This is a genomic window from Paenarthrobacter sp. AMU7, assembly GCF_041200195.1.
Taxonomy (GTDB): Bacteria; Actinomycetota; Actinomycetes; order Actinomycetales; family Micrococcaceae; genus Arthrobacter.
The window spans coordinates 3,831,248-3,852,867 of the sequence record NZ_CP165735.1; the positions used below are offsets into that span (position 1 = coordinate 3,831,248).

Sequence of the window (21,620 nt, forward strand, 5' to 3'; positions counted from 1 at the left end):
GTGACGTGATCTTCACGAACAGTGGATTTCTGTAACTTACCTGCAACTTAGCTCTTCTGAGTCGGAAACATAGCTCACCGAACATTGATCGGGGGGTTGGTGTGGGCCGTGCAACAACGGCCCCGTTTCGGACAAGCTTGAAGGGAACGCAGGTGGAGATCTCTGCGCAACACGTCTGGCTGATGTTGTCATCGGCGATGGTGCTATTCATGACCCCGGGCCTCGGCCTGTTCTACGGCGGCATGACCCGCGCCAAGGCAGCTCTGAACATGATCATGATGAGCTTCATCTCGGCCGGCATCGTTGGTGTTGTCTGGGTCCTGTGGGGCTACTCGATGACCACCGGCGACGGCTTCCTCGGCCTGTTCGGCAACCCCTTCGCACACTTCGGGCTCCAGGACCTGATGGGTTCGCCGGACCTCATCAAGGCAGGCTTCGCTGCTACGTTCGCCATCATTACCGTGGCCCTCATCAGCGGTGCCATCGCCGACCGTGCCAAATTCGGCGCTTGGGCTTTGTTCGTACCGATCTGGGTGACGGTGGTTTACTGCCCGCTTGCTTACATGATCTGGGGCGGTGGCCTCATGAGTGCAGGCGGCGCCCTCACCCAGATCTTCGGCCAGGTCATCGACTTCGCTGGTGGCGCAGTGGTTGAGGTCAGCTCCGGAACCGCCGCTTTCGTCCTCGCACTGATCGTGGGAAAGCGTCACGGATTCGCCAAGGACCCCAACCACCGCCCACATAACGTGCCGTTCATCATGATCGGCGCAGCCATCCTCTGGTTCGGCTGGTTCGGATTCAACGGCGGAGCCGCCGCCACGGTGGAGCAGGCAGGCCTCATCTGGGTCAACACCCTGGTCACCCCGGCCGCGGCCATGCTGAGCTGGCTGGTGGTGGAGAAGATCCGTCACGGTCACCCCACGTCCTTGGGCGCAGCGTCCGGCGTGGTGGCCGGCCTTGTAGCCATCACCCCGTCCTGCGCGAACATCACCCCGCTCGCAGCTCTCGGCCTTGGCTTGGTGGCCGGCGCTGCCTGCGCAGTGTTCGTTGACCTGAAGTACAAGTTTGGCTTCGACGACTCCCTCGACGTTGTGGGCGTGCACTTCGGGGCCGGCGTCATCGGCACGATCTCCCTCGGCTTCATCGCCTTCCCCACCGAGGGGACGGCCGGCGGCCTCTTCTACGGCGGCGGCCCCCAGCAGTTGATCGCGCAGACCGTGGCCGTCTTGGTCACCATGGCGCTCTCGGGCCTGGGCACCCTGGTCATCGGCCGGGCCATCCACAGGACCATCGGCTTCCGTGTTGCCCACGAGCACGAAATCACCGGTGTTGACCTCACCCAGCACGCCGAGTCCGCCTACGAGTTCGGCCTCACCGCTCACGGCCACTTCCGTCAGCAGCAGGCGCACCTGTCTGCTTTGATCAGGCGGAAGCCCGAAGAGGCCAAGGAAGACAGCTTCGCCTAACGGCACCCTCACCAAACAGCGCCCGCCCACCCAAGTAAGTGACAGCAAACGCACCACTGAGGGCTGATTGGGACGTTTGCTGTTACCTAGTTGGGCTAGCCGGAGCCGTTCCAGATCCGCTGCCACCACGTCCGCTTGCCCGGCTGCTCGGGTTCCGGCTCCGGCGGAGCTGCGGCTGACCTGCGTTCCCGCCACTTTTCCAGTTCAGCGTCCACGTCGCGGAGCCTGGTGATCACCGGAGGCCCGCCCTGAAGTTGCCGCCTGGCCTCGATCACTCGTTTGTTGAAGTCCTCAAGAATGTCCCGGACCTGTTTGTCCGTGTACTGCTGGTCCAGCTTGGCGTCGAGCTCGGAGTCCTCGATCCGGAGCAGAATGGCCGGCGGACCGATCCCGCTGAGGCGTTCGCGTTGGATGAGGCCTTTGACCCACCAGTCGGGATCGTAGTGCTCCCCCAGCCCGGGGATTGGTTTTCCGGCGTATTTCAGGTTATCGAACTTGCCTTGGTTCATGGCGTCCCGGATGAGGTACTCGACCCTTGCCGCGTCGTCCACTTTGCGGCGTTTCTCGCGTTCCTCGGCGTCGGCGGCCTCAAGCTCTGCGTCTTCTTCCGCGTTGCCGCCCCATGACCGGACTGCCCGCAGTTCGGCGCCGCGCTCAAGTCTGCGCCTGAAGACGTTATTCTCGGCGTTCACGTCCTGCCACCTCCTCGCACGGCAGCCCTCGCCTGCCGGACATCGTGATTCCAGTATTCCGCACGTTGCCGTGGTTGGGGCACGTACCCCCACCACCTGCTTTGAAACCGCAACGACCCCCGACACGCCGCCAACAGGCGTGTCAGGGGCCGTTCGGTGCCCGAAATGGGTGGTGGTGGTCCGGCGAAAAAACTAGGAACGAACAGCCATGCCCGGATCCAACTGTTCGATACCCTCAGGCGTCACCAGCACAACCCGGGCGGTGCAAATGTCGTAGAACAACCCCGTGGCTTGCACGCTGCCCGAGGCAAGGGCTGGCCCAGTGACGGGGTGGTCCTCCAGCTTCCGGAGCTGCACGGCAATGTTCACCATGCTCAGCTGGTCCAGCCGGCTGTAGCCCTCGGCCTCGGCCGCGCGGGCAACAGGATGGCCGGCGAGCAACGCCGAGTAGCTGGGCCGTGCGTGCTCCAGCCAGGTATCAAAGCCCGTACCCAGGGCAGGGGCAGAACCCTCTGCATCAGCAATGACGGCCTTCATTGCGCCGCAGTTGGAGTGCCCGCAAATAACGATCGAATCCACGGACAGCGCCTTGACCGCAAATGACAGCGTTGAATCAATGGAGGCATCACGGCCATCGCTGCACACCACGTTGCCAATGTTGCGGAGCGTGAGAAGGTCACCCGGTCCGCTGCTGGTAATCAGGTTCGGGTTGACCCGGGAGTCGACGCACGCCACGAAGAGGGTGTCCGGGTTCTGGCTTTCGGTGAGGTCCTGAACCAGGGGGCGGACCTTGTCAGCGTGCCGGCGATGGTATTTGTCGATGCCCAGGAGGATGGACCGCAGCGGCGGCTGCCCGCCGTCGTCGTCCGCTGTTGGACCGTCACCGGGCGGCAGCCAGGACGTGCGCGGCGGCAGCGGGAATTCGCGCGGGTCCTGCCGCTGCGGGGTGTTGTCCTCGGCATCGGTGAAGGCGGTGGTGCCGTGTTCCTCAAGGATTACCGAGGCGCCCGTGCTCCGGTGCTGCTTCTGCCAGGCGACCAACGCTTCGCGAAAGGCGTGGTCCAGGTAGTCTGCGTTGAGCTCCACCACGGCGTCCTGGCCTTCGGGCACTGAGTGGAGGACGCGGTTGAGCCGGGGCAGCGCGAAGAAGCTGCACGATCCGGCGATGACAACGCGCCACGGAAGGGCAGCACCGGCGGGCGCATGGGCATTGATCTGCGCCCGGAGAACCCTCCACAGCACGCAGAGGGCGGCGAGGGCCAGGCCGATGATCACGCCTTCGAGGAGGTTGAGCACCACGACGCACACCAGCGTGACGCTGTAGACCAGGAGCTCGCCGGTACGGAGGCTGGTGCGGATGTCGGCAACCTTGATGAGCTTCGCGCCGATGACCAGCAGCAGGCCAGCCAGCACCGACAGCGGAATCAGTTGGATCAGCCCGGCGAACAGTGCGGAGAAGACGAGGACCCAGACGCCGTGCAGGATGGCGGAGGTGCGGCTTTTCGCGCCGGCTTCAACATTGGTGGCGCTGCGGACAATCACGCCGGTCACCGGAAGTCCGCCGAGCATGCCGGAGACAACGTTCGCGGAGCCTTGGCCCACCAGTTCGCGGTTGAGGTTGGTGCGCGAACCGCCGTGCATTTTGTCGACGGCGACGGCGGACAGGAGCGACTCGATGCTCGCGATCAGAGCCACCGTGATGACGGCCATGGACGCTGCCCGCCAGGTGCCGTCGGGCAGGCTTGGCAACGCGACGGCGTCGAAGATGGAGCCGCTGAAGCTGATGCGCTCAACGCCTGGCGCCACCGCGACGGACAGGGCGGTGACGGCGACGACGGCGGCGAGCGGTCCGGGGATCTTTCGCACCGACGCCGGGAGGAACTTCCAGGCCATCAGGATCGCGACAACAGCAAGACCCAGCAACGCCGAGTGCAGCTCCACGTTGGTGATGGCCGCCGGCAATGCCGTGAGGTTTTCGACGGCGGACCCGGCAGCTTGGCCGCCGAGCAGCACGTGGAGTTGCTGCAGGATGATGGTGATGCCAATGCCCGCGAGCATCGCCTTGACCACCACGGGCGACACTGCCAGCGCGGCCCGGCCAATGCGGCTGACACCCATGAGTAACTGCACGACGCCGGCACCGACTGTAATGGCACACGTCACCGCCCAGCCGAATTCGTCCACAAGACCGGCGACGACGACGGTCAGGCCGGCAGCGGGGCCGCTCACCTGCAGTGGGGAGCCACCCAGGCTGCCTGCGACGATGCCGCCCACGGCTGCGGCGATGAGGCCGGCCATGACAGGAGCTCCGGAGGCGGCGGCGATACCCAGCGAAAGTGGGAGTGCGACGAGGAAGACTACGAGGGACGCGGGAAGGTCCGCGCCAAGGTTGCTGAGGAAGCTTGGCTTGGCTGTACCTTTGCCCGGGTTCTTTCCCGGCGGACTGTGTGAGTCGGCGGGCACGGTGGCGTGTTCGTTGGGCTGCGGCATGGGGTTCCTTGAGTTTGGGAATGCTGACCCTTCCAAGCTACGGAACTTGTCACCGTTAATGACAACAAGATGTGACAAGCGTGACAAAAGCTGTGAAGATGCGCTTCATGTTGGGACCCACGGGAACTTTCGCGGGGGTGGGGATCGTTGGGGCGTTCGCGGGTAAGAGACCTCGGCACGCAACAATGCGGCGCGGATCACAATTCGGCCTCTGCGGGCTGTAGGATTCGCTGGTTGACGCGATAGTCGCGCATTGGATTTTTTGGGGGTTGGGCCGTTGGCTGCTCTGGGTAGATCTTTGTCTTTCAGCAGCGGCGTCGGCCGGGTTGTTGCCGCTGCACTTCTGGCAGTGATCACTGCGCTGACGTTCCTGATGGTACCGGGGGGCCAACAGGCTAAAGCCGATACCCTCATGGATCACATCGTTAACAGCAGCAACCCCAACGACGTAGCCGTCAACGTCACGACCAACAGGACGTACGTCGCCAACCAGTATGGGAAATCCGTGACAGTCATCGACGGTGCCACTTCGGCGTCAACGTCGATCGCCGTGGCAGACTACCCCGAGAGCGTAGCCATCAATGAGAAGACCAACAAGATATACGTCTCTCATTCAGCCAGCTATACCATTACCGTCATTGACGGGGCATCGGAAGCAACGAAAAGAATTTCAACAGTTGGCCAACCGGAAAAAATGGTGGTGAATCAGACCACCAATGAGCTCTACGTCGCCAACGGGGAATCAACAGGCGGCATCTATGTCATCAACGGAGCCAGCTTGGCCGTCACCCAAATTCCAATTTATGGGGACATCAGAAGTCTCGCCATCAATGAGATAAGCAACAAGCTCTATGCCACCGCGTGGGAGAGCAGCAAAGTGGCCATCCTGGATGGGGTCAGTAAAAAAGTCACCCAGCTTGACCTCGGCACCCCGGCACAGTCCGTGGTCCTGAACCCCATTACGAATATGGTCTACTTCAGCTGCCCGGACGCCAAGGGATTTGCCGTACTCAGCGGACAAACCAACCAAATATCCATGATTCCCAACGGGTCGAACGCCCGCCCTGGAGTGATGGCAATCAACCGCCAAACCAACACGGTTTATGCAGCCGACGAAGGCAACCAATATCTGACAGCCCTCGACGCGACAGCAAGGACTCTGGTCAATACGCCGACTGAGCGCACCCATTACCTCAGCATTGCCGTCAACGAGGTCACCAATAAGGTCTACGCCTCAGACTATTACCGGCACCGGGTAACCGTCTTCGACACCAAGGCAAACGTCCTCGGGCACGTACAGGGTTTCGATAATCCCGAGACTCTGGCAATTAACCAAAAGACCAACAAGATCTACGTAGCCGATCGCGGTGGAAGTCGGGTCCGGACCATCGATGGAAGAAACGTCGCCCCCTCATTCACATCGGCCCTCCCTCCCAGCAGCGGTTCTGTGGGGGCTCGATACCACCATGAGATGACGGCGAGCGGCTCCCTGACACCGCAGTTCAAAGTTGCCAGCGGTGCACTGCCCCCAGGCCTGACTCTGGTGTCACAGAATCCAAATGGACTCCTATCCGGCGTGCCCAGCATCCCTGGAACCTTCAGTTTCCGCATATCTGCCAGCAACGGTTACGGCGAGGATGCACTGACCCCAACCATCACGATCACCATCAAGCCGGCTGATATCAGGCACGACTTTACCGACGACAAAAGACCGGACGTCCTGGCCCGTACCAACAGTGGAGACTTGTGGCTTTATCCTGGCAACGGCAGCGACGGCTGGCAGTCGCCATCCAAGGTCGGCCAAGGTTGGAACGTCATGACAGCTCTCGTCTCTCCCGGGGATTTCACGGGTGACGGCAAAGCCGATGTACTGGCCCGTGACACCAGCGGAGTCTTATGGCTATATCCAGGTAACGGCAAGGGTGGCTGGCAAGCCAGGCTGCAAGTAGGCCAAGGCTGGAACGCCATGACCGCCATCACGGGAATTGGTGATCTTGACCTGGATGGAAATGCCGACGTTGCTGCCCGCGACAGCTCCGGACAGCTGTGGCAGTATCGCGGCAACGGCCGGGGCGGCTGGCTAACCCAGGAGTTGGTTGGCAGAGACCTGAATGGCATGAACTTCATCTCCGGCATAGGAGATATCGCGAAGGACGGGACCGAGGATTTGGTGACCCGGGATGCCAACGGGGCGCTATGGAGTTTCAGAGGCTATCCGGGGACTTCCTTTGGCTGGGGCGATCAAATCGGTTGGGGCTGGAATGCCATGACTGCCATAGCCACTCCAGGCGACTTCAACGGCGACGGCAACGTGGATCTCCTGGCCCGCGACTCAGCCGGGACACTCTGGCTCTACCCCGGTAACGGCAAGCAGGGCTGGCTCCCCCGGGTCCAGGTCGGCTCCGGTTGGAACGTCATGAACACCATCATCTAGAGTCCAGAACCACAACACGCAAATCACCAAGAACGACGGCGGCAACCACCCGCCGTCGTTCTCTTGCCCTCCACACGCATAACCTAAGGCTCCTTAGAATAGGCTTGGGATCATGAGCGACTCCGAAGCCCAGCCTGTACGCATCAGTTCCGAGCCCGTCCAGCTCCAAGCCCTCGAGCCGATGCTGGAAAAGGTGCGGGAATCCGTGGGCGATGTCCCTGCTCTGCTTGCCATCGCTACGGAGATCGGGATGACGGCCCCCCAGCCCGGCGAAGGAAATACCGCCAAGCTCTGGGAACTGCTGGCATCGGTCACAGCCGTGGATGTGGCGGCCGGGAGGGTGCTCGAACCACATCTGGATGCCGTGGCTATCCTCGCCCAAGCAGACGTACCCGCTACACCGGATGGTGCATGGGGAGTCTTCGCCGCGGAAGGCCCCGGCCTGAAGCTCGAGGCCAAGCGGGATAATGCCGGGAACTACGTCCTCAACGGGTCCAAACCCTGGTGCTCGCTCGCGGCCCAACTGAATGGTGCAGTGATCACGGCCCACACCGAAGACAACAGCCGGGCCGCATTCGCTGTGAACCTGAAGCACCCCGGAGTGTCCTGCGAAACACCCCAGTGGACCAGCCGGGGTCTCCGGGAAATTCCCAGCGGCACCGTCCACTTCGACCAAGTCCCCGCAACCCCGGTCGGAGGCGAAAGGTGGTACTTCACCCGACCCGGTTTCGCCTGGGGCGGCATGGGCGTTGCCGCGTGCTGGCTCGGCGGAGCAGTTGCCGTGGCCAGGGATTTCAGGAGCGCACTGGCCAAGGGCGCGGAAAATGGCAGGGAGCCGGACCAGATCGCCCTCGCCTCCTTGGGTGAGGTGGACAGGATCATCACGTCCGTCACCGGGTACCTGGCCCAAGCCGCAGAGCAAATCGACGCCGGTGAACTGGACGAGCGCGGCGAAGACCCCACAGACACAAACGGCCCCAGCGCCTGGAGCGAAGCCCTGCGTATCCGCGGAACTGTTGCCGCCGCCGTCGAGCGCGTCCAAACAGTGGTGACGCAGAACCTCGGTCCCGCGCCGCTGGCGTTCAATGAAGCGTATGGAAAGCGCATGGCCGATCTCTCGCTGTACATCCGGCAGCACCACGCCATGCGGGACGACGCCCAGCTGGGCGCGCTGACCCTGAAGGGAGAATGCCAGTGGTGACCTTTTCCCACACTGACACCGGAACGTCGGAGCAGGAATGGGCAGCGTCGGGAGTGGCCGCCCTCCCCGAACTGCCGCTGGATACAGCAGAACTTGCGGCCAGGAAGTTCGTTGTCCTGGCCGCGCACCCGGACGACGAATCACTCGGCGCCGGCGGCTTCCTGGCCAGACTGCACGCAGCCGGCGCGGCAGTCGACATGATCCTGTGCACCGCGGGCGAGGCATCGCATCCAGACTCGCCAACCACGACGCCGGAACAGCTTGCCGCTGTCAGGCTCACGGAGTTCGACACTGCTTTGTCAGGGCTGGCGCCCAGCGCGACGTGGCGGTTCCTGGAACTGCCCGACGGACAGTTGGCTGCCAACGCTGACCGTATTGCTGCGGCAATCAGCGAGAGCATCGCGGGGCGAGCGGCGGAGGAAGTAGTGATCGTGGCTCCCTACCGTGCCGACGGCCATACGGACCACGACACCCTTGGCACGGTCGCCGCGGACCTCGCCACACAAAACGACTACGGGCTCCTGGAATACCCCATTTGGTACTGGTTGTGGGCAGGAACTAAGGACACCACCTGGAATGGTTGGGTCCGCGTGCCCCTGAGCCAGGAAGAACAACAGGCCAAGGCCAAAGCAATGCACGCCCACGCCTCGCAAACAGAGCCACTGTCCGGACAACCGGGCGACGAGACTTTGCTTTCCGGGACATTTCTGGAGCACTTCGAGCGGCCTTGGGAAACGTTCGCCTGGCATCCCTCCACAACTGGGAGCAACAGCGCAGCAGATGCGGAACGCATCTTCGACGAAGTCCATTCAAGGGAAGAGGATCCGTGGAGCTACACCACCAGCTGGTATGAACGCCGCAAGAGGGCGCTGACCCTCGCGGCCCTGCCCGAGGAAAGCTATGAGTCCGGGTTGGAACTGGGCTGTTCCATCGGCACACTCAGCGAGGAGCTGGCCCGGCGTTGCCGGACATTCCTGGGAGTGGACGCCAGCAGCGCAGCCTTGGCCCAGGCAGCGGAGCGTCTCGCGAGCTACCCATCAGCGGAGGTCAGGCACCTCACCATGCCGCATGAGTGGCCTGAGGGCATGTTCGACCTGGTGGTGCTGTCCGAAACGGGCTATTACCTTTCGCGGAAAGAACTCACCGAACTGCTAACAAGAATAAAGGCCTCAACTACGCCTGGCGGAACACTGCTTCTGTGCCATTGGCGGCATCCGATTTCGGGCTGGGAATTGGACGCGGAGTCTGTGCACACCATGACACGCACCCACCTCGGCTGGCCCACGCACGGGCTCTACCAGGAGAAGGACTTCATGCTGGAAGTCCTGGTGGCACCGGATAGCTCACCATGACCCATTCACAGCAGCCAGGAATCAGAAACGTGGCGGTAGTAATACCTGCCCACAACGAGGAACAGCGCCTTGGCCGGGCGCTGACCGGACTGCGCGCCGCACTGGATACCCTTGGACGCGAACGCCCCGGAGTGGGCGCCTCAGTCACCGTGGTCCTGGATAACTGCACGGACGGTTCGGAGGCGATTTCCGCTGCGTTTGGAGCCAAAGATGCCCGCTTTCACGATCTCACCGTGAAGCTCCACAGCACAGGTGCCAGCCGCGATCATGGTGCCAGGGAAGCCCTGAACCGCCTGCAACTCCAGCAGGATGAACACGCGGATGCAACCGTATGGCTCGCCAACACCGACGCCGATTCCACCGTCCCCGGGCACTGGCTGGTGCGGCAGGTCGATCTGGCAAACGCCGGGGCCGATGCCGTCCTCGGCTCGGTGGAGCCGGACCCCAACGATGTGGACCCTGTAGTTCTGGGGCGCTGGCTGGAGTTGCACCCCTTCCGCGAGGACCACCCGCATATCTACGGAGCCAATTTAGGCATCAGGGCCTCGGCCTACCTCGCGGCGGGCGGCTTTCCCTTGCTGCGTTCCCACGAAGACCGGGGTTTGGTGGAGCGGCTTCGTCGGCAAGGTTTCACGGTGACATCTACGGACACCATCCGTGTGGTCACCTCAGGCAGGACACACGCCCGCGCCCCCGAAGGATTCGGTTCCTACCTCCGGGCTCTCGGCGCTGAGCTTCCGGCCCCCGCCAGCGGCTAACCTGCCAGAGCGCCCTCCACCGCCGCTATGGCAGATGCCGTGATCGCTTCCCGATCGCCGGATCCATCAACGGTCACCAAAATCCCGCGCTTCGAGTAAGCCGTCAGAACCGGCTGGGTCTCGTCCCGGTACAGCTCCAGCCGACGCTGGATCACGGCTTCGGTGTCATCGCTGCGACCTTGCTCTTGAGCACGGCGGAGCATCCGGGCCAGCAACTCGCTGTCCGAGGCCGTGAGCGCCAGAACAACTTGCAAGGGCTGTCCCCGACCCGCGAGCATCTCGTCCAAAGCTCCGATCTGGATCACCGTTCGCGGGTAGCCGTCCAACAGAAACCCATCGGCAGCATCGGCTTCTTCCATCCGCTGCTTGAGCATGTCCGTGGTGACGTGGTCCGGCACAAACTCACCCCGGTCCATGAACTCACCGGCTTCAAGGCCGAGATCCGTCTTGTCCCGGACATGGGCGCGGAAAAGATCACCCGTGGAAATGGCGGGTATCCCGAAATGCCGCGCAAGGTGCTCCGCCTGCGTGCCTTTGCCGGAACCGGGAGGGCCCATGATGATCAATCGCGCCATGTAACTGGTCCGTTCGAAAGGCGGCCGGGACTTAAACAATACGCCGACGACGGCGGGAGGCACCCGTCGTCGTCGGCTTCTTTTAGGATGGGTTCAGTTCTCAGGCGTCGGCAAGCACGCCATCGATCTGTTCGATCGCCTCCCGCATTCCTTCTTCCATGCCCATCTCGGCCATCTTCTGCATCTGCTCTTCGGATTCGAAGCTGGAGGTGATGGTCATTCGGGTGCGGTTGTCCACGGGTTCAAGCTTCACTGTGGCGTGGGTGATGCCCAGGTCGTCTACGGGCTCACCGTGCTCGTCGGCGAAACCGTCGTCAAATTCCAGATGATCCGGGGCGTTAATGGCGGTGAACTTCCACCAACCGCGGGCTTTGGTGCCGTCCGGGCCAGTCATGTAATAGGCGGCCTTGCCCCCGGCGGTGAACTCGTGGGTCTCAAAAGTGGCCGGCCACGTGGGCGGACCCCACCAGCGTTCGAGCTGCCGGGGGTCTTCCCAGATCCTCCACACGCGCTTCACGTCGGCATCGAACTCGGCCACGATGGTGAAGCTCAGGGCCTCAACATCCTTGTTTACGCTGACAACAGTCATGGCAGTTCCCTTTCGTCATCTTCAGCGAGTATGTCCGCAATCCGGCTGGCACGTTGCCGCCAGATCATTTCGAAGTGGTCCAACAGGTGCCGGGCTTTCTGCAGTCCCTCATGGTTTCCCCGCACAATTTGCTCCCTCCCACGCTTCTCCTTGGTCACCAGGGAGGCCCGTTCCAAGACCGCAACATGCTTTTGCACGGCCGCGAAACTCATGGCGTACAGCGCAGCCAATCCGGAAACCGAGTACTCCCCCGCCGTCACCCGGGCCACGATGTCCCGGCGGGTTGCGTCGGCGAGGGCCTGGAACAGGCGGTCGAGTTCTACGTCGCCGGAGGGTTTTTTGCTGAGCTGATCTACAACCATTTGGTTGTACGATACGCCCGGAAGGGCCCGATGTCAACGGATGTGATGGCCAAAACACGGCCACCCCTTGCGGCCCTACGCATCGCCCGGGTAAGTTGTTGAAACGTCTCAAAGAAAGCGTTTTCCCGAACACTTAGGTGGAATTGACCATGACTCAGCACGCCCCGATCACGTGGATCGATGGCGAACCGCCCGCCGGACTCAGCGGCGGCACGACGTGGGGAATGCCGTTCCAACGCGGCACCGTGCAGGACGCAGCCGTCCTGGGGGTCCTCGACTCCAGCGGCAGCACCGTCAACGCCCAAACCTGGCCCCTGGCCACCTGGCCCGATGGCTCCCTGAAGTGGGCCGGCATCGCCCTCGGCGCCACGGATCAGCCAGCGGCCGCTTACCGGGTCACCCACTCAACCGAAACGCACGACGGCGGCGCGGCAGCCGTCGTCGAACGCTCACACGGAGTGACGGTCGCCGAAGACGACAACACCATCACTGTATCCACAGGCACACTGGACATGGTCCTGCACCGGAGCGGCAACACCCTGTTCAGCGAGCTTCGCCGCAACAATGAAGTGGTGGCCAAAGACGGTCGCCTCGTGAGCTTGCTGCAGTCAGGACCGGCAGAGGGAATGGGCACCACCACCCGGACTGGTTTCACCGGCCACACCACCAGTGTCACCGTGGAGCAGGCTGGTCCTGTCCGCGCGGTGGTCAAGGTGGAAGGCCTGCACCGCGAAGAAGACGGCGCCCAAGAATGGCTCCCGTTCACCGTCCGCTTCTACTTCTATGCGGGCGCCCGCAGCGTCAGAATGATTCACTCGTTCGTCTGGGACGGCGACGCTGAGCAGGATTTCCTCGCCGGCTTGGGCATCGCGTTCACCGTGCCGCTGGACAGCGAACTGCATGACAGGCACGTCAGGATCGCCGGCGCCGACGGGGGATTCCTGGTGGAGGCCGTGCGCGGGTTGACTGGACTGCGACGGGATCCGGGCGACGAAGTACGCGCCGCGCAGATCGCCGGCCGGCCCACCCCGCCCCTGAGCGAGTGGAGCCCACTGGTCTCCGAACGACTCCACCTCATCCCGGGCTGGAACGACTACACCCTGACGCAACTGACAGCCGACGGCTTTGACCTTCGCAAAAGGACTGCTCCCGGCCACGGCTGGGTGGGTATCTCGGGCGGCACCAGGGCGGCCGGGTTCTGCTCGCTGAGCGATGTCCATGGTGGCTTCGGTGTTGGCATCCGGGACTTCTGGCAGTCGCACCCGGGGCAGCTGGACATCCGGGGGGCAGCCACCGCGGAAGCGAAAGTCACCGCCTGGCTTTACTCCCCCGAAGCCCAGCCGATGGACCTCCGTTTCTATCACGACGGCCTGGGCCAAGACACGTTCGAGGACCAGCTTGAGGGGCTCGAAATCACGTATGAGGACTACGAACCCGGCTTCGGCAAACCCACAGGAATTGCACGCACCCACGAGCTGACGCTGTTCGCCTACGACTCGACCCCCAGCACGGAAAGCCTCGCCGCCGATGCCAAGGCAGCGTCCACTCCCCCGCTGTTGCAGCCCTCACCTGAGTACCTGCACGCGGCAGGGGTCTTCGGGGATTGGTCACCGGTGGATCGCAGCACCCCGGCCCGGGCGGAACTGGAAGACAAGCTGGACTTCCTGTTCGACTTCTATCAAGGCCAGACCGAACAGCGCCGCTGGTACGGATTCTGGAACTACGGCGACGTCATGCACACCTACGACACCGATCGGCATGTGTGGCGCTACGACGTGGGTGGCTACGCGTGGGACAACTCCGAGCTGTCGCCCGACCTTTGGCTTTGGTACATGTACCTCCGGACGGGCCGCGCGGACGTCTTCCGCTACGCAGAGGCCATGACCCGCCACACCGGTGAGGTGGATGTCTACCACCTCGGTCCGTGGCGCGGATTGGGTTCGCGGCACAACGTCCAGCACTGGGGCTGCAGCGCCAAGCAGCTGCGCATCAGTACTCCGGCCTACCGGCGCTTCTACTACTACCTGACCGCCGATGAACGAACCGGCGATCTCCTCACCGAACTGGTGGACAGCGACCAGAACTTCCTCGGCTTGGATCCCGTCCGCAAAGTCAGGCCCGACGCCGATACGTACCGCCCGGACCGCGGCGCCCTGGGCGTGGGGTTGGGTACGGACTGGGGCTCACTCGCCGCCACCTGGCTGACCGATTGGGAGCGTACCGGCAACCCGCGCTCACGGGATCGACTCCTCGGAACCATGGCAGACATCGGCGCCCTGAAGTACGGATTCCTCACAGGCGAAGCGCTGTATGACCTTGATGCCGGGAGGTTCGACGCCGGCCGGGAAGTCATCAGCGTCTCGCACCTGAGTGCCGTGTTCGGTTTGGTGGAAATCTGCAGCGAACTGATCAGCCTGGTTCCGGACAAGGACTTCGAGGAAGCCTGGATGCAGTATTGCCGACTGTTCCTGGCCACTCCGGAAGAGCAGGTCGCGGAGGTAGGGCAACCCTTGGCCGGCATCTACCTCACCCAGGCACACAGCCGGCTCACGGCCTACGCCGCGGCCCGGCTGGGGTCCCCGGAACTCGCGGAGTTGGCGTGGGAGAGCTTTGCCGAGGGCGGGGAGAACCTCAACCATGCCGAGGCCTTCACATTGAAGAAGATCCTGCCCCCGTTCGTGCTTCTGCCGGTCGATGAGGCTCCCACCGTCTCCACCAACGACACCGCCCAGTTCGGCTTGGCCGTCATCCAGAACCTGGCCCTGATCGGTCACCAGCTGCCGGCGGCGGCCGATGCACCTCAGGAGGTCCCGGCGTCGTAATTCCTGCTGCTTCCTGACCTTCTTTGCCGCTGATATGGGTGGCCAGCAACCCCAGAGGGTTGATTCCGCACTCGAGTCGGCCCGAAGAAGGTCAGGAAGCCACAGCCATCAGGAACTGGTGCGCGGATGCATGATCCGCATCTGGTCCCAGGTCCGCTCCGAAGCGGCGATGTTCTGGTTGGAACGCTCGCGGTCCAGGGAGGCAAGCTCGACGGCGATCGCCTGGACCGCAGCCACGGCACCTGTCAGGGATGGGAAAAAGCCTGCGCCTTCAGTGGGCACCACAATCCGGTGATCGGCATGCACCGCTACAGGCGAACCCGCGCTGTCCGTGATGGAAACAATGGGCGTGCCCAGGTTGTGCTGGCCGACATCTCCGAGCACCTGGACTACCTCGTCCAGAATGGCCGGATCATCCACTGACTCCCCTCCTTCAAGCTCTGTATTATCGCTTCAAAAGGCCCGATACTGTAAGTATGCTGATCAATATCGACCTGAGGAGGAGACGTACATCATGACCACGAAAGTAAACAAGACAATCATGGTCAACGTTCCGATCAGTACGGCTTACTGGCAGTGGACGCAGTTTGAGGAATTTCCGCATTTCATGGGCGGAGTAGAACGCGTGACGCGGCTCAGTGAGGACCGCCTCGAATGGGTGGCCGAAATCGCCGGCGTCCATCGTCGCTGGGAAGCCAAAATCGTTCAACAGGACCATAACCGGGCCGTGGCCTGGGCCGCCGTGGAGGGTGCCAAAAACGCCGGCTGGGTTGAGTTCAAGGAAGCTGGTCCCAGCCAGACGTCACTGCACTTGTCCCTGGAGTACGAACCGCATGGCGTTCTGGAGTTCCTGGGGGACAAGCTGCATATCGTTGAAAGGCAGGCTGAGTCAGACTTGAAGAAGTTCAAGGAGTACATCGAAAAGCAGACCCCGGAGACGGGCACGACTGCAGGAACCACCGCGGCACCTGCGGCCGCGTCAGGAACAGCGGCCGCGTCAGGAACAGCGGCAGCGTCAACGCCAATCGTCGATCCTGTCACCCACCCGTTCGACCAGACCAACGGTCTTGCAGACGTTGATGGGGACTCGGACGAGACCGCCGAGAGCGACACCCGCAGCGCTGCGGAACGGACGGAAGGCGAAGGTCAAGGCCCGGGCTTCATTCCGCCGATGGGCGGCCTGCCAGGACAGCGGTAGTGTCCACACAGCAAAAGAATCAGTGCCGCCCGGGTCAACGCGACCCAGGCGGCACTTTTCATTGACAACTGCGGCTAGTTCTTGGTGCCGGTGTAGACAACGGCGGGAATCGCCGGAGCCTGCATGCCCTCGCCAATGAAGAAGCCCGGGTGCGGCGGCTGGTTATAGGCAACATTCTCGCGGGCTACAGCTGTCCGATACACGGTGTCGTGCATCAGGGTCCGCAGCCGCACCTCGGTAGGAGCCGTGGTGGTGTAGATCCGCAGCTCGGTACTGTCAGTGGACGGCCACGCGATCTCTTCCCGCCAGTCGCCAAGGATGTCAGCCTGGATGGACGGGTTGCCCTTGGTGGTGTTGTTGCTGCGGGCACCGTCGGCGGTCAGGAGCCGGTCACTGGTTTCCGCTTCCCAGTTCCACTTGGAGATCGTGGGAACGCCGCGGGACACTGTGGCGTCGTAGTCATGGTCCACGATTTCGCGGAGCAGGTCACCATCCCACCAAGCCAGGAAGTTGGCGGCCGGGATCTTTTCCGCAATCAACTCACCCTTGGCGGACATGAGCTGGCCAACGGGTGAATCCCAGGCAGCAGAACCGCCGATGGCCCACCCTTCGGCGCCTGCATAGCGGGGATCGATGTCGCCTGCCGCCCCACGTCCGGTGTCTTTGATGGCCGGGATGCTCCACAGGACCTCACCGGTTGCGGCATCACGGAAGGTTGCTCCGCGGTTGCCGCTCTGGCTCATGCTTTCGTGGACGGCGAACGTTTCCAGCCCTGGCCTGGACGGATCGAGGTCACTGGTGTGAATGGCATCGCCGTGGCCGAGCTTGGTGTTGTAGAGCGGCTGGCCGTTGTCATCAATGGTCATGGAACCGAAGATGAACTCGTCCTTGCCATCCTGATCGACGTCGGCGACGGACAGGTTGTGGTTACCCTGCCCCTTGTACTGATCGCCGGCCAGGTTGGAATCAAAGGTCCAGCGCTTCACGAGCTTGCCGTTGACGAGGTCGTAGGTGACCAGGACCGTCCGGGTGTAGTAGCCGCGGCTGAACATCATGGAGGGGTGCTCGCCATCAAGGTAGGCCACGCCTGCCAGGAAACGATCCACGCGGTTGCCGTAGTTGTCGCCCCAGCCGGTCACAGCACCGCGCTCGGGCTCGTAGGTCACCGTGTCCAGGATGGTGCCGGTCTCACCCTTGAAGACGGTAAGGAATTCCGGACCGGTCAGGACATATCCAGCGGCGTTGCGGAAATCGGCGTCGGCGTTCCCGATCACTGTCCCTGCCGCATCGCGGGTGCCGTCCGCTGTCTTGAGGGAAACCTCAGCCTTGCCGTCGCCGTCGAAGTCGTAGGCCAGGACCTGCGTGTAGTGCGCGCCTGCCCTGATGTTGCGGCCAAGGTCAATCCGCCACAGCTTGGTGCCATCCAGCTTGTAGGCGTCGACGTAGACATTGCCTGTGTAGCCGGACTGGGAGTTGTCCTTGGCGTTGGACGGTGACCAGGTCTGGATGACCTCGTACTTGCCGTCGCCGTCGAGGTCCGCGACGGTGGCGTCGTTGGCCGAGTACGTGTAAGTCTTGCCGTCCGGCGTAACACCGTCGGCAGGCTTGTCCAGCTTGATGGCCAGATAATTCTGGGCCAGCGGCTTCACGGCTTCAGTCAGCTTGTCCTGGCCCTGTCCGTTGCCAACGGCCTTGATGACGTAGCTCGACTCCGCAGTGCCGCCAGCGTCCACGAACATGGTGGCATTGCGGAGGGGCTCCGGGGTGATGTTGACGCCGTCACGCAGGACCTGGAAACCGATGCTGTCCTTGTCCAGGCCCAACATGCGCCAGCTCAGTGTGACTCCTTGGTCCGTCAGGACGGCCACCGGCGCACGGTCCAGGTTTTCCACTTGGCGCTTCAGCGATGCTGCGTCCTTCGCGGCAGGCACGACGCCGGGAAGGTTGGCTTGCGCTGCCTGCTGGACCTGGGCCGGGGCTGCTTGCGCGATCGGGACTCCAGTCAGCGCGATGGCGGCGGCAGCAAGGGAAGCGGTGGCGGCGATGGGGACTGCTTTCCATGCAAGGCCACGGGAGGAGCTGTAGGAACATTTCGAGGGGTAAGCCAAAGAACATCTCCTTTGATGCTGGGCAGCAGGGGGTCTGCGAGCCGATATTGGAACGTTTCACATACGGAGACAACACCGCCCTGCTTGGTGGACAAGAGGCTGAAGTCTGCGAGAAAACGCTTTCCGCCAACAAGGTTTACCAGCGCTTCAACCGTTCGGTCAAGGGTTTGACAGGAAATGACTGTGAGTGTTTGGTGCTATTTGTTTGGAAATGTCCCTGCCCTTGCCTGTCCGCGGCGCCCTCCTGATACGTCTTTCGCGGCTCGCTTGTGACGGTCCGTTTCGCAGGATTTCGTAGGATTTAGCCCCGTTGAGCGGGGTGACTGTTGGGCTTTGGCCTGTGCCGGTGCGTCCGTAGTGTCGTCCCATGCCGAAGCATTCCGTCACTCCCCTGTCCGTTCTTGACCTGACTCCGGTTTCCGCCGGGCAGACCCCCGGCGACGCCCTGCGCAGCACACTCGCCCTCGCCGGCGTCGCTGAGGCTGCAGGGTACTCGCGGTACTGGCTGGCCGAGCACCACCTCAACACAGGCGTTGCTGGTTCTGCCCCGCACATCCTCGCCGGGTTGGTTGCGTCGGCCACCAAAACCATCCGTGTCGGCACGGCAGCCACCTTGTTGGGAAATTACAGGCCGCTCCAGATTGCGGAGAGCATCGGCACTCTTGCTGCGGTGTTCCCAGACCGTGTGGACCTTGGCTTTGGGCGTTCCGGGCCGCCGAAGTCGCCCAGCGATCCGGCTCCCGGAGTAGTGCCCCCGACTGACACACCAGACGATCGCGTGGTTGACGGTCTGCTGATCCCAGCGCCGCGGCCCATCTTCGGTGCCGTCCTCCCCAGGAAGTTCCGTTTGCAAGGTGAACTGCTGGGCCGCTTCCCGGGAGATACCGACAACTTCGAGAACGACGTCCAGGACATCATCGGGTTCTTCACCGGCGGGTACCGCACCAGGCATGGCGAGGAAGTCACCGCGACGCCGGCCCTCGGGCAGTCGCCACAGTTCTGGATCCACGGTTCAACAGCGGGTCCCAGCGCCCGCCTCGCCGGCAAGTTGGGCCTTCCCTTCGGCGCGAATTATCACGTAGCCCCGGCCGGCGTCCTGGACTCCATTGCCGAATACCGGGCCCACTTTGAACCGTCTGCTTCCCTGCAGGAACCACAGGTGATCGTCTCGGCGGACGTGCTGGTGGCCCCGGACGAACACCAAGCACAGCGCCTCGCCCGCGGCTATGCCCAGTGGGTACACGGTATTCGCAGCGGACAGGGTGCCCTCCCCTACCCCTCCCCGGAGGATGCCTTGGATCTGCCCTTGGATGCTGACGCCAATGACCTTGTCAAAGACCGTGTGGACACCCGGCTGGTGGGCGACCCGCACCAGGTCAGGGACAAGCTGCGCACGCTGCAGCGGACCACAGGCGCCCAGGAACTGCTCATCACCACCATTGCCCATGACCCCGCCGATCGGCAGAGCTCGTACCAGTTGCTCGCCGAGGCCTGGGGTCTCTAGCTTTCCGATTTTCCACCCACCACCAACAAAGGGAGCACCATGTCCATCGAAACCGCCGTACCGGAAAACGACGTGCAGGATACCCAGCTGATCACCGCCCAGGAAGCGGCCAAACTCATCGAAGAAGGCGCGCTGCTGATCGATGTCCGCAGCGAAGGCGGCCGCGCCAGCACCGGAGCCGTCCCCGGTGCCGTGGTGGTCAACCGCGAGCATGTGGAGGAGGACTTCAGCCCGGAGTCCGCCCATCGCCTGGCCCAGCTCAGCGGTACGGACCGGAAGATCGTGGTGTTCTGCGGCTCCGTCAACGGTTCACGTCCCGTCGCGCAGAAGCTCCAGGTCCTCGGCTACGCCAACGCCGTCCACGTGGACGGCGGCTTTCCGGCCCTGCGCGACGCCGGCGTCCCCACCACCGGGCCGACCGCCCCGCCCGTCGAATCGGCGCCGCCCGTCGGATCGGCTCAGGCATCCACCGATTCGGTGGCCTCCGAACGCTGAGTACCTCCCGCCGTCGGACGTTCCGGCGGTTGCACTCCCGCCGTCGTCGCGGCTTCCTTTCCGGAGGTCACGACGACGGCACATGCGTTTCTGCGGTTCCGTGCCTCGCGCTGCCAGTCGAGTCCGCCGGCGAGCAGCGCGAGCCCCAGCAAAACGCAGCACATCACGATGCCCTGGTGGAAGGCGTCCTTGGAGGCTTGGCCGGTGGCCGCTCCGTGCGCCTGAAGGAACATGCCTGCGGCCGCAGCTGAGCACAGGGCCGCCGCGAAACGTTGGCTGAGTTGGTAGAAGCCTGCAGCCACCCCTGCGGCACCTGCGGGCGCATGGGCGAGGGTGAGTGTCTGGTTTGGCGCCACCACAAGGCCTGTTGCCACACCTTGTATAAGTCCGACGGCGGCCACCGCCAGAGCCGCTGTACCGCCGTCGAGCCCTTGCACGAAGAGGTCCTTGGCAATCAGGCAGGCCAGGCTGCCCACCAGTGCGTAGACGATCCCGGCGCGACCGTATCGGGAAAGGAAGCGCCAACTGAAGCTGGACGCCAACAGCATTCCTGCTGCTTGCGGCGCGAGGATCGCTGCGGCCGCCAACGGCGCCATCCCCGCGCCGGAGAGGAAGTAGAAGGCGGTCACGGCCGCCATTCCGGCACCGACGCCAAACTGGCAGAGTGCCACCACTGTGCCCAGTGCATAACCCTTGGATTTCGCCAGCGAGGCACTGAGCAACGGGGTTCGGCCACGCCGGTGGTACAGGATCTCCCAGCCGGCGAAGGCGAGGAGCGCGCCGGCACCGACAGCCAGCGATGTCACAGCAATGGTGCCCGCGCCGTAGATGGTGGGAATGAGTGATGCCACCACCACTCCGCCTAGCAGCAGCGCGCCCAAGATGTCGATGGACGGCTTGGCGTTTCCGGGGTGTTTGCCTGCCGGCCGCGGGAGGAGCCGGAAAGCAAGTGGCACCAGGATCAGCACCAAGGGAACGTTCGCCAGGAACAGGATCCGCCATCCGATCGCGGGGTCGCCCAGTGAGAGGACGAGCCCCCCGATCAGTGGTCCGCACACTGCAGCGGAACCACCCGCGGCGGCGTAGGCGCCCAAGGCCTTCGCGCGGTCGTGTCCGGAATAGATGTCCTGCAGGAGTCCAAGGACCTGCGGGTTCAGGGTGCCGGCGCCGAGTCCTTGGAGGAGCCTGGCGATGATGACCAGCGATGGGTCCGTGGCCAGGCCACCCACCAGGCTGGAGGCCCCGAAAACAGCGATACCCGCAATGAAGAGCGTGCGCCGTCCCACGATGTCGCCCAGTCTGCCCGCGGGAACCAGCGCGACGCCGAACGCCAGGGAGTAGCTAGCCAGGATCCACTGCACCGAACCTGAACCGGCGTGGAGGGACGCAGACATAGCCGGTACCGCCAGCACGAACATTGACTGGTCCAACAGCGTGATGAACCCTGCGCCCAGGCAAAGCCACAGGGCGGAACGTTTAGCGTGGTTTCCGTGGCTTCTCATAGCGTTCCTTCCTGACCTGCTTTGCCGCCTTGGATGCTGAGAAACAACCAAAAAGGTTTGATATTGCTGGTT

The 21,620-nt window shown here is 63.3% G+C and carries 17 protein-coding genes; 9 read left to right on the forward strand and 8 right to left on the reverse strand.

Going from position 1 to position 21,620, the window contains the following annotated elements:
• Window positions 1–152 precede the first annotated feature (152 nt).
• On the forward strand, window positions 153–1,466 hold the full coding sequence (locus ABQM86_RS17550) for an ammonium transporter (RefSeq protein WP_207594760.1): 1,314 nt from the start codon (window positions 153–155) through the stop codon (window positions 1,464–1,466).
• 95 nt (window positions 1,467–1,561) lie between these two features.
• On the opposite strand, the gene ABQM86_RS17555 is transcribed toward ABQM86_RS17550, so the two are convergent.
• Both ABQM86_RS17555 and ABQM86_RS17560 read right to left on the reverse strand, forming a co-directional pair.
• A complete protein-coding gene (locus ABQM86_RS17555) occupies window positions 1,562–2,158 on the reverse strand; it encodes a DUF1992 domain-containing protein (RefSeq protein WP_280623563.1) in 597 nt (198 codons plus the stop codon).
• A gap of 192 nt (window positions 2,159–2,350) precedes the next feature.
• A complete protein-coding gene (locus ABQM86_RS17560) occupies window positions 2,351–4,648 on the reverse strand; it encodes a SulP family inorganic anion transporter (protein WP_369745109.1) in 2,298 nt (765 codons plus the stop codon).
• Window positions 4,649–4,946: 298 nt separating this feature from the next.
• On the opposite strand from ABQM86_RS17560, the gene ABQM86_RS17565 reads away from it, so the two are divergent.
• The 4 genes from ABQM86_RS17565 to ABQM86_RS17580 all read left to right on the forward strand — a co-directional run bounded on the left by ABQM86_RS17565 (window position 4,947) and on the right by ABQM86_RS17580 (window position 10,393).
• On the forward strand, window positions 4,947–7,082 hold the full coding sequence (locus ABQM86_RS17565; protein ID WP_369745110.1) for an FG-GAP-like repeat-containing protein: 2,136 nt from the start codon (window positions 4,947–4,949) through the stop codon (window positions 7,080–7,082).
• 112 nt (window positions 7,083–7,194) lie between these two features.
• On the forward strand, window positions 7,195–8,283 hold the full coding sequence (locus tag ABQM86_RS17570) for an acyl-CoA dehydrogenase family protein (protein ID WP_369745111.1): 1,089 nt from the start codon (window positions 7,195–7,197) through the stop codon (window positions 8,281–8,283).
• Entirely contained in the window at window positions 8,277–9,635 is a 1,359-nt protein-coding gene (locus ABQM86_RS17575) for a PIG-L family deacetylase (protein ID WP_369745112.1), read from the forward strand. Before ABQM86_RS17570 ends, ABQM86_RS17575 begins: the two co-directional genes overlap by 7 nt.
• 29 nt (window positions 9,636–9,664) lie before the next feature.
• Window positions 9,665–10,393, forward strand: a complete 729-nt coding sequence (locus ABQM86_RS17580) for a glycosyltransferase family 2 protein (RefSeq protein ID WP_369745113.1) — start codon at window positions 9,665–9,667, stop codon at window positions 10,391–10,393.
• Here ABQM86_RS17580 and ABQM86_RS17585 read toward each other — a convergent pair.
• The 3 genes from ABQM86_RS17585 to ABQM86_RS17595 form a co-directional block, all read right to left on the reverse strand.
• Window positions 10,390–10,968 carry an adenylate kinase gene (locus tag ABQM86_RS17585; protein ID WP_207594774.1) on the reverse strand — a complete coding sequence of 193 codons (579 nt, stop codon included), beginning with the start codon at window positions 10,966–10,968 and terminating at the stop codon, window positions 10,390–10,392. The genes ABQM86_RS17580 and ABQM86_RS17585 overlap by 4 nt on opposite strands.
• A 100-nt stretch (window positions 10,969–11,068) precedes the next feature.
• A complete protein-coding gene (locus ABQM86_RS17590) occupies window positions 11,069–11,557 on the reverse strand; it encodes an SRPBCC domain-containing protein (RefSeq protein ID WP_337340002.1) in 489 nt (162 codons plus the stop codon).
• Window positions 11,554–11,919 carry an ArsR/SmtB family transcription factor gene (locus ABQM86_RS17595; RefSeq protein ID WP_369745114.1) on the reverse strand — a complete coding sequence of 122 codons (366 nt, stop codon included), beginning with the start codon at window positions 11,917–11,919 and terminating at the stop codon, window positions 11,554–11,556. Before ABQM86_RS17595 ends, ABQM86_RS17590 begins: the two co-directional genes overlap by 4 nt.
• Window positions 11,920–12,068: 149 nt before the next feature.
• On the opposite strand from ABQM86_RS17595, the gene ABQM86_RS17600 reads away from it, so the two are divergent.
• Window positions 12,069–14,741 carry a Tat pathway signal sequence domain protein gene (locus ABQM86_RS17600; RefSeq protein WP_369745115.1) on the forward strand — a complete coding sequence of 891 codons (2,673 nt, stop codon included), beginning with the start codon at window positions 12,069–12,071 and terminating at the stop codon, window positions 14,739–14,741.
• Window positions 14,742–14,849: 108 nt separating this feature from the next.
• Here the strand turns inward: ABQM86_RS17600 and ABQM86_RS17605 are convergent, their stop codons facing one another.
• Entirely contained in the window at window positions 14,850–15,161 is a 312-nt protein-coding gene (locus ABQM86_RS17605; RefSeq protein WP_369745116.1) for a hypothetical protein, read from the reverse strand.
• 94 nt (window positions 15,162–15,255) lie between these two features.
• Between ABQM86_RS17605 and ABQM86_RS17610 the strand changes: the two genes are divergently transcribed.
• Window positions 15,256–15,939: an SRPBCC family protein gene (locus ABQM86_RS17610; RefSeq protein ID WP_369745117.1), complete on the forward strand. Its 684-nt coding sequence runs from the start codon at window positions 15,256–15,258 to the stop codon at window positions 15,937–15,939.
• Between the two features lie 74 nt (window positions 15,940–16,013).
• Here ABQM86_RS17610 and ABQM86_RS17615 read toward each other — a convergent pair whose 3' ends face one another.
• Window positions 16,014–18,047, reverse strand: coding sequence for a rhamnogalacturonan lyase (locus ABQM86_RS17615; RefSeq protein WP_369745118.1), 2,034 nt, complete (start codon window positions 18,045–18,047; stop codon window positions 16,014–16,016).
• 367 nt (window positions 18,048–18,414) lie between these two features.
• Between ABQM86_RS17615 and ABQM86_RS17620 the strand changes: the two genes are divergently transcribed.
• On the forward strand, window positions 18,415–19,551 hold the full coding sequence (locus ABQM86_RS17620; RefSeq protein WP_369745119.1) for an LLM class flavin-dependent oxidoreductase: 1,137 nt from the start codon (window positions 18,415–18,417) through the stop codon (window positions 19,549–19,551).
• Window positions 19,552–19,590: 39 nt separating this feature from the next.
• Complete coding sequence (locus ABQM86_RS17625; protein WP_369745120.1) at window positions 19,591–20,046, forward strand: rhodanese-like domain-containing protein; 456 nt, start codon at window positions 19,591–19,593, stop codon at window positions 20,044–20,046.
• Here ABQM86_RS17625 and ABQM86_RS17630 read toward each other — a convergent pair.
• Complete coding sequence (locus tag ABQM86_RS17630; RefSeq protein WP_369745121.1) at window positions 20,010–21,548, reverse strand: MFS transporter; 1,539 nt, start codon at window positions 21,546–21,548, stop codon at window positions 20,010–20,012. The genes ABQM86_RS17625 and ABQM86_RS17630 overlap by 37 nt on opposite strands.
• Window positions 21,549–21,620: the final 72 nt, after the last annotated feature.

Coding starts and splice junctions, on each gene's coding strand:
- ABQM86_RS17560 (WP_369745109.1), bottom strand. CDS start 4,648: ATGCCGCAGCCCAACGAACACGCCACCGTGCCCGCCGACTCACACAGT.
- ABQM86_RS17570 (WP_369745111.1), top strand. CDS start 7,195: ATGAGCGACTCCGAAGCCCAGCCTGTACGCATCAGTTCCGAGCCCGTC.
- ABQM86_RS17585 (WP_207594774.1), bottom strand. CDS start 10,968: ATGGCGCGATTGATCATCATGGGCCCTCCCGGTTCCGGCAAAGGCACG.
- ABQM86_RS17590 (WP_337340002.1), bottom strand. CDS start 11,557: ATGACTGTTGTCAGCGTAAACAAGGATGTTGAGGCCCTGAGCTTCACC.
- ABQM86_RS17595 (WP_369745114.1), bottom strand. CDS start 11,919: ATGGTTGTAGATCAGCTCAGCAAAAAACCCTCCGGCGACGTAGAACTC.
- ABQM86_RS17600 (WP_369745115.1), top strand. CDS start 12,069: ATGACTCAGCACGCCCCGATCACGTGGATCGATGGCGAACCGCCCGCC.
- ABQM86_RS17610 (WP_369745117.1), top strand. CDS start 15,256: ATGACCACGAAAGTAAACAAGACAATCATGGTCAACGTTCCGATCAGT.
- ABQM86_RS17620 (WP_369745119.1), top strand. CDS start 18,415: ATGCCGAAGCATTCCGTCACTCCCCTGTCCGTTCTTGACCTGACTCCG.
- ABQM86_RS17625 (WP_369745120.1), top strand. CDS start 19,591: ATGTCCATCGAAACCGCCGTACCGGAAAACGACGTGCAGGATACCCAG.
- ABQM86_RS17630 (WP_369745121.1), bottom strand. CDS start 21,548: ATGAGAAGCCACGGAAACCACGCTAAACGTTCCGCCCTGTGGCTTTGC.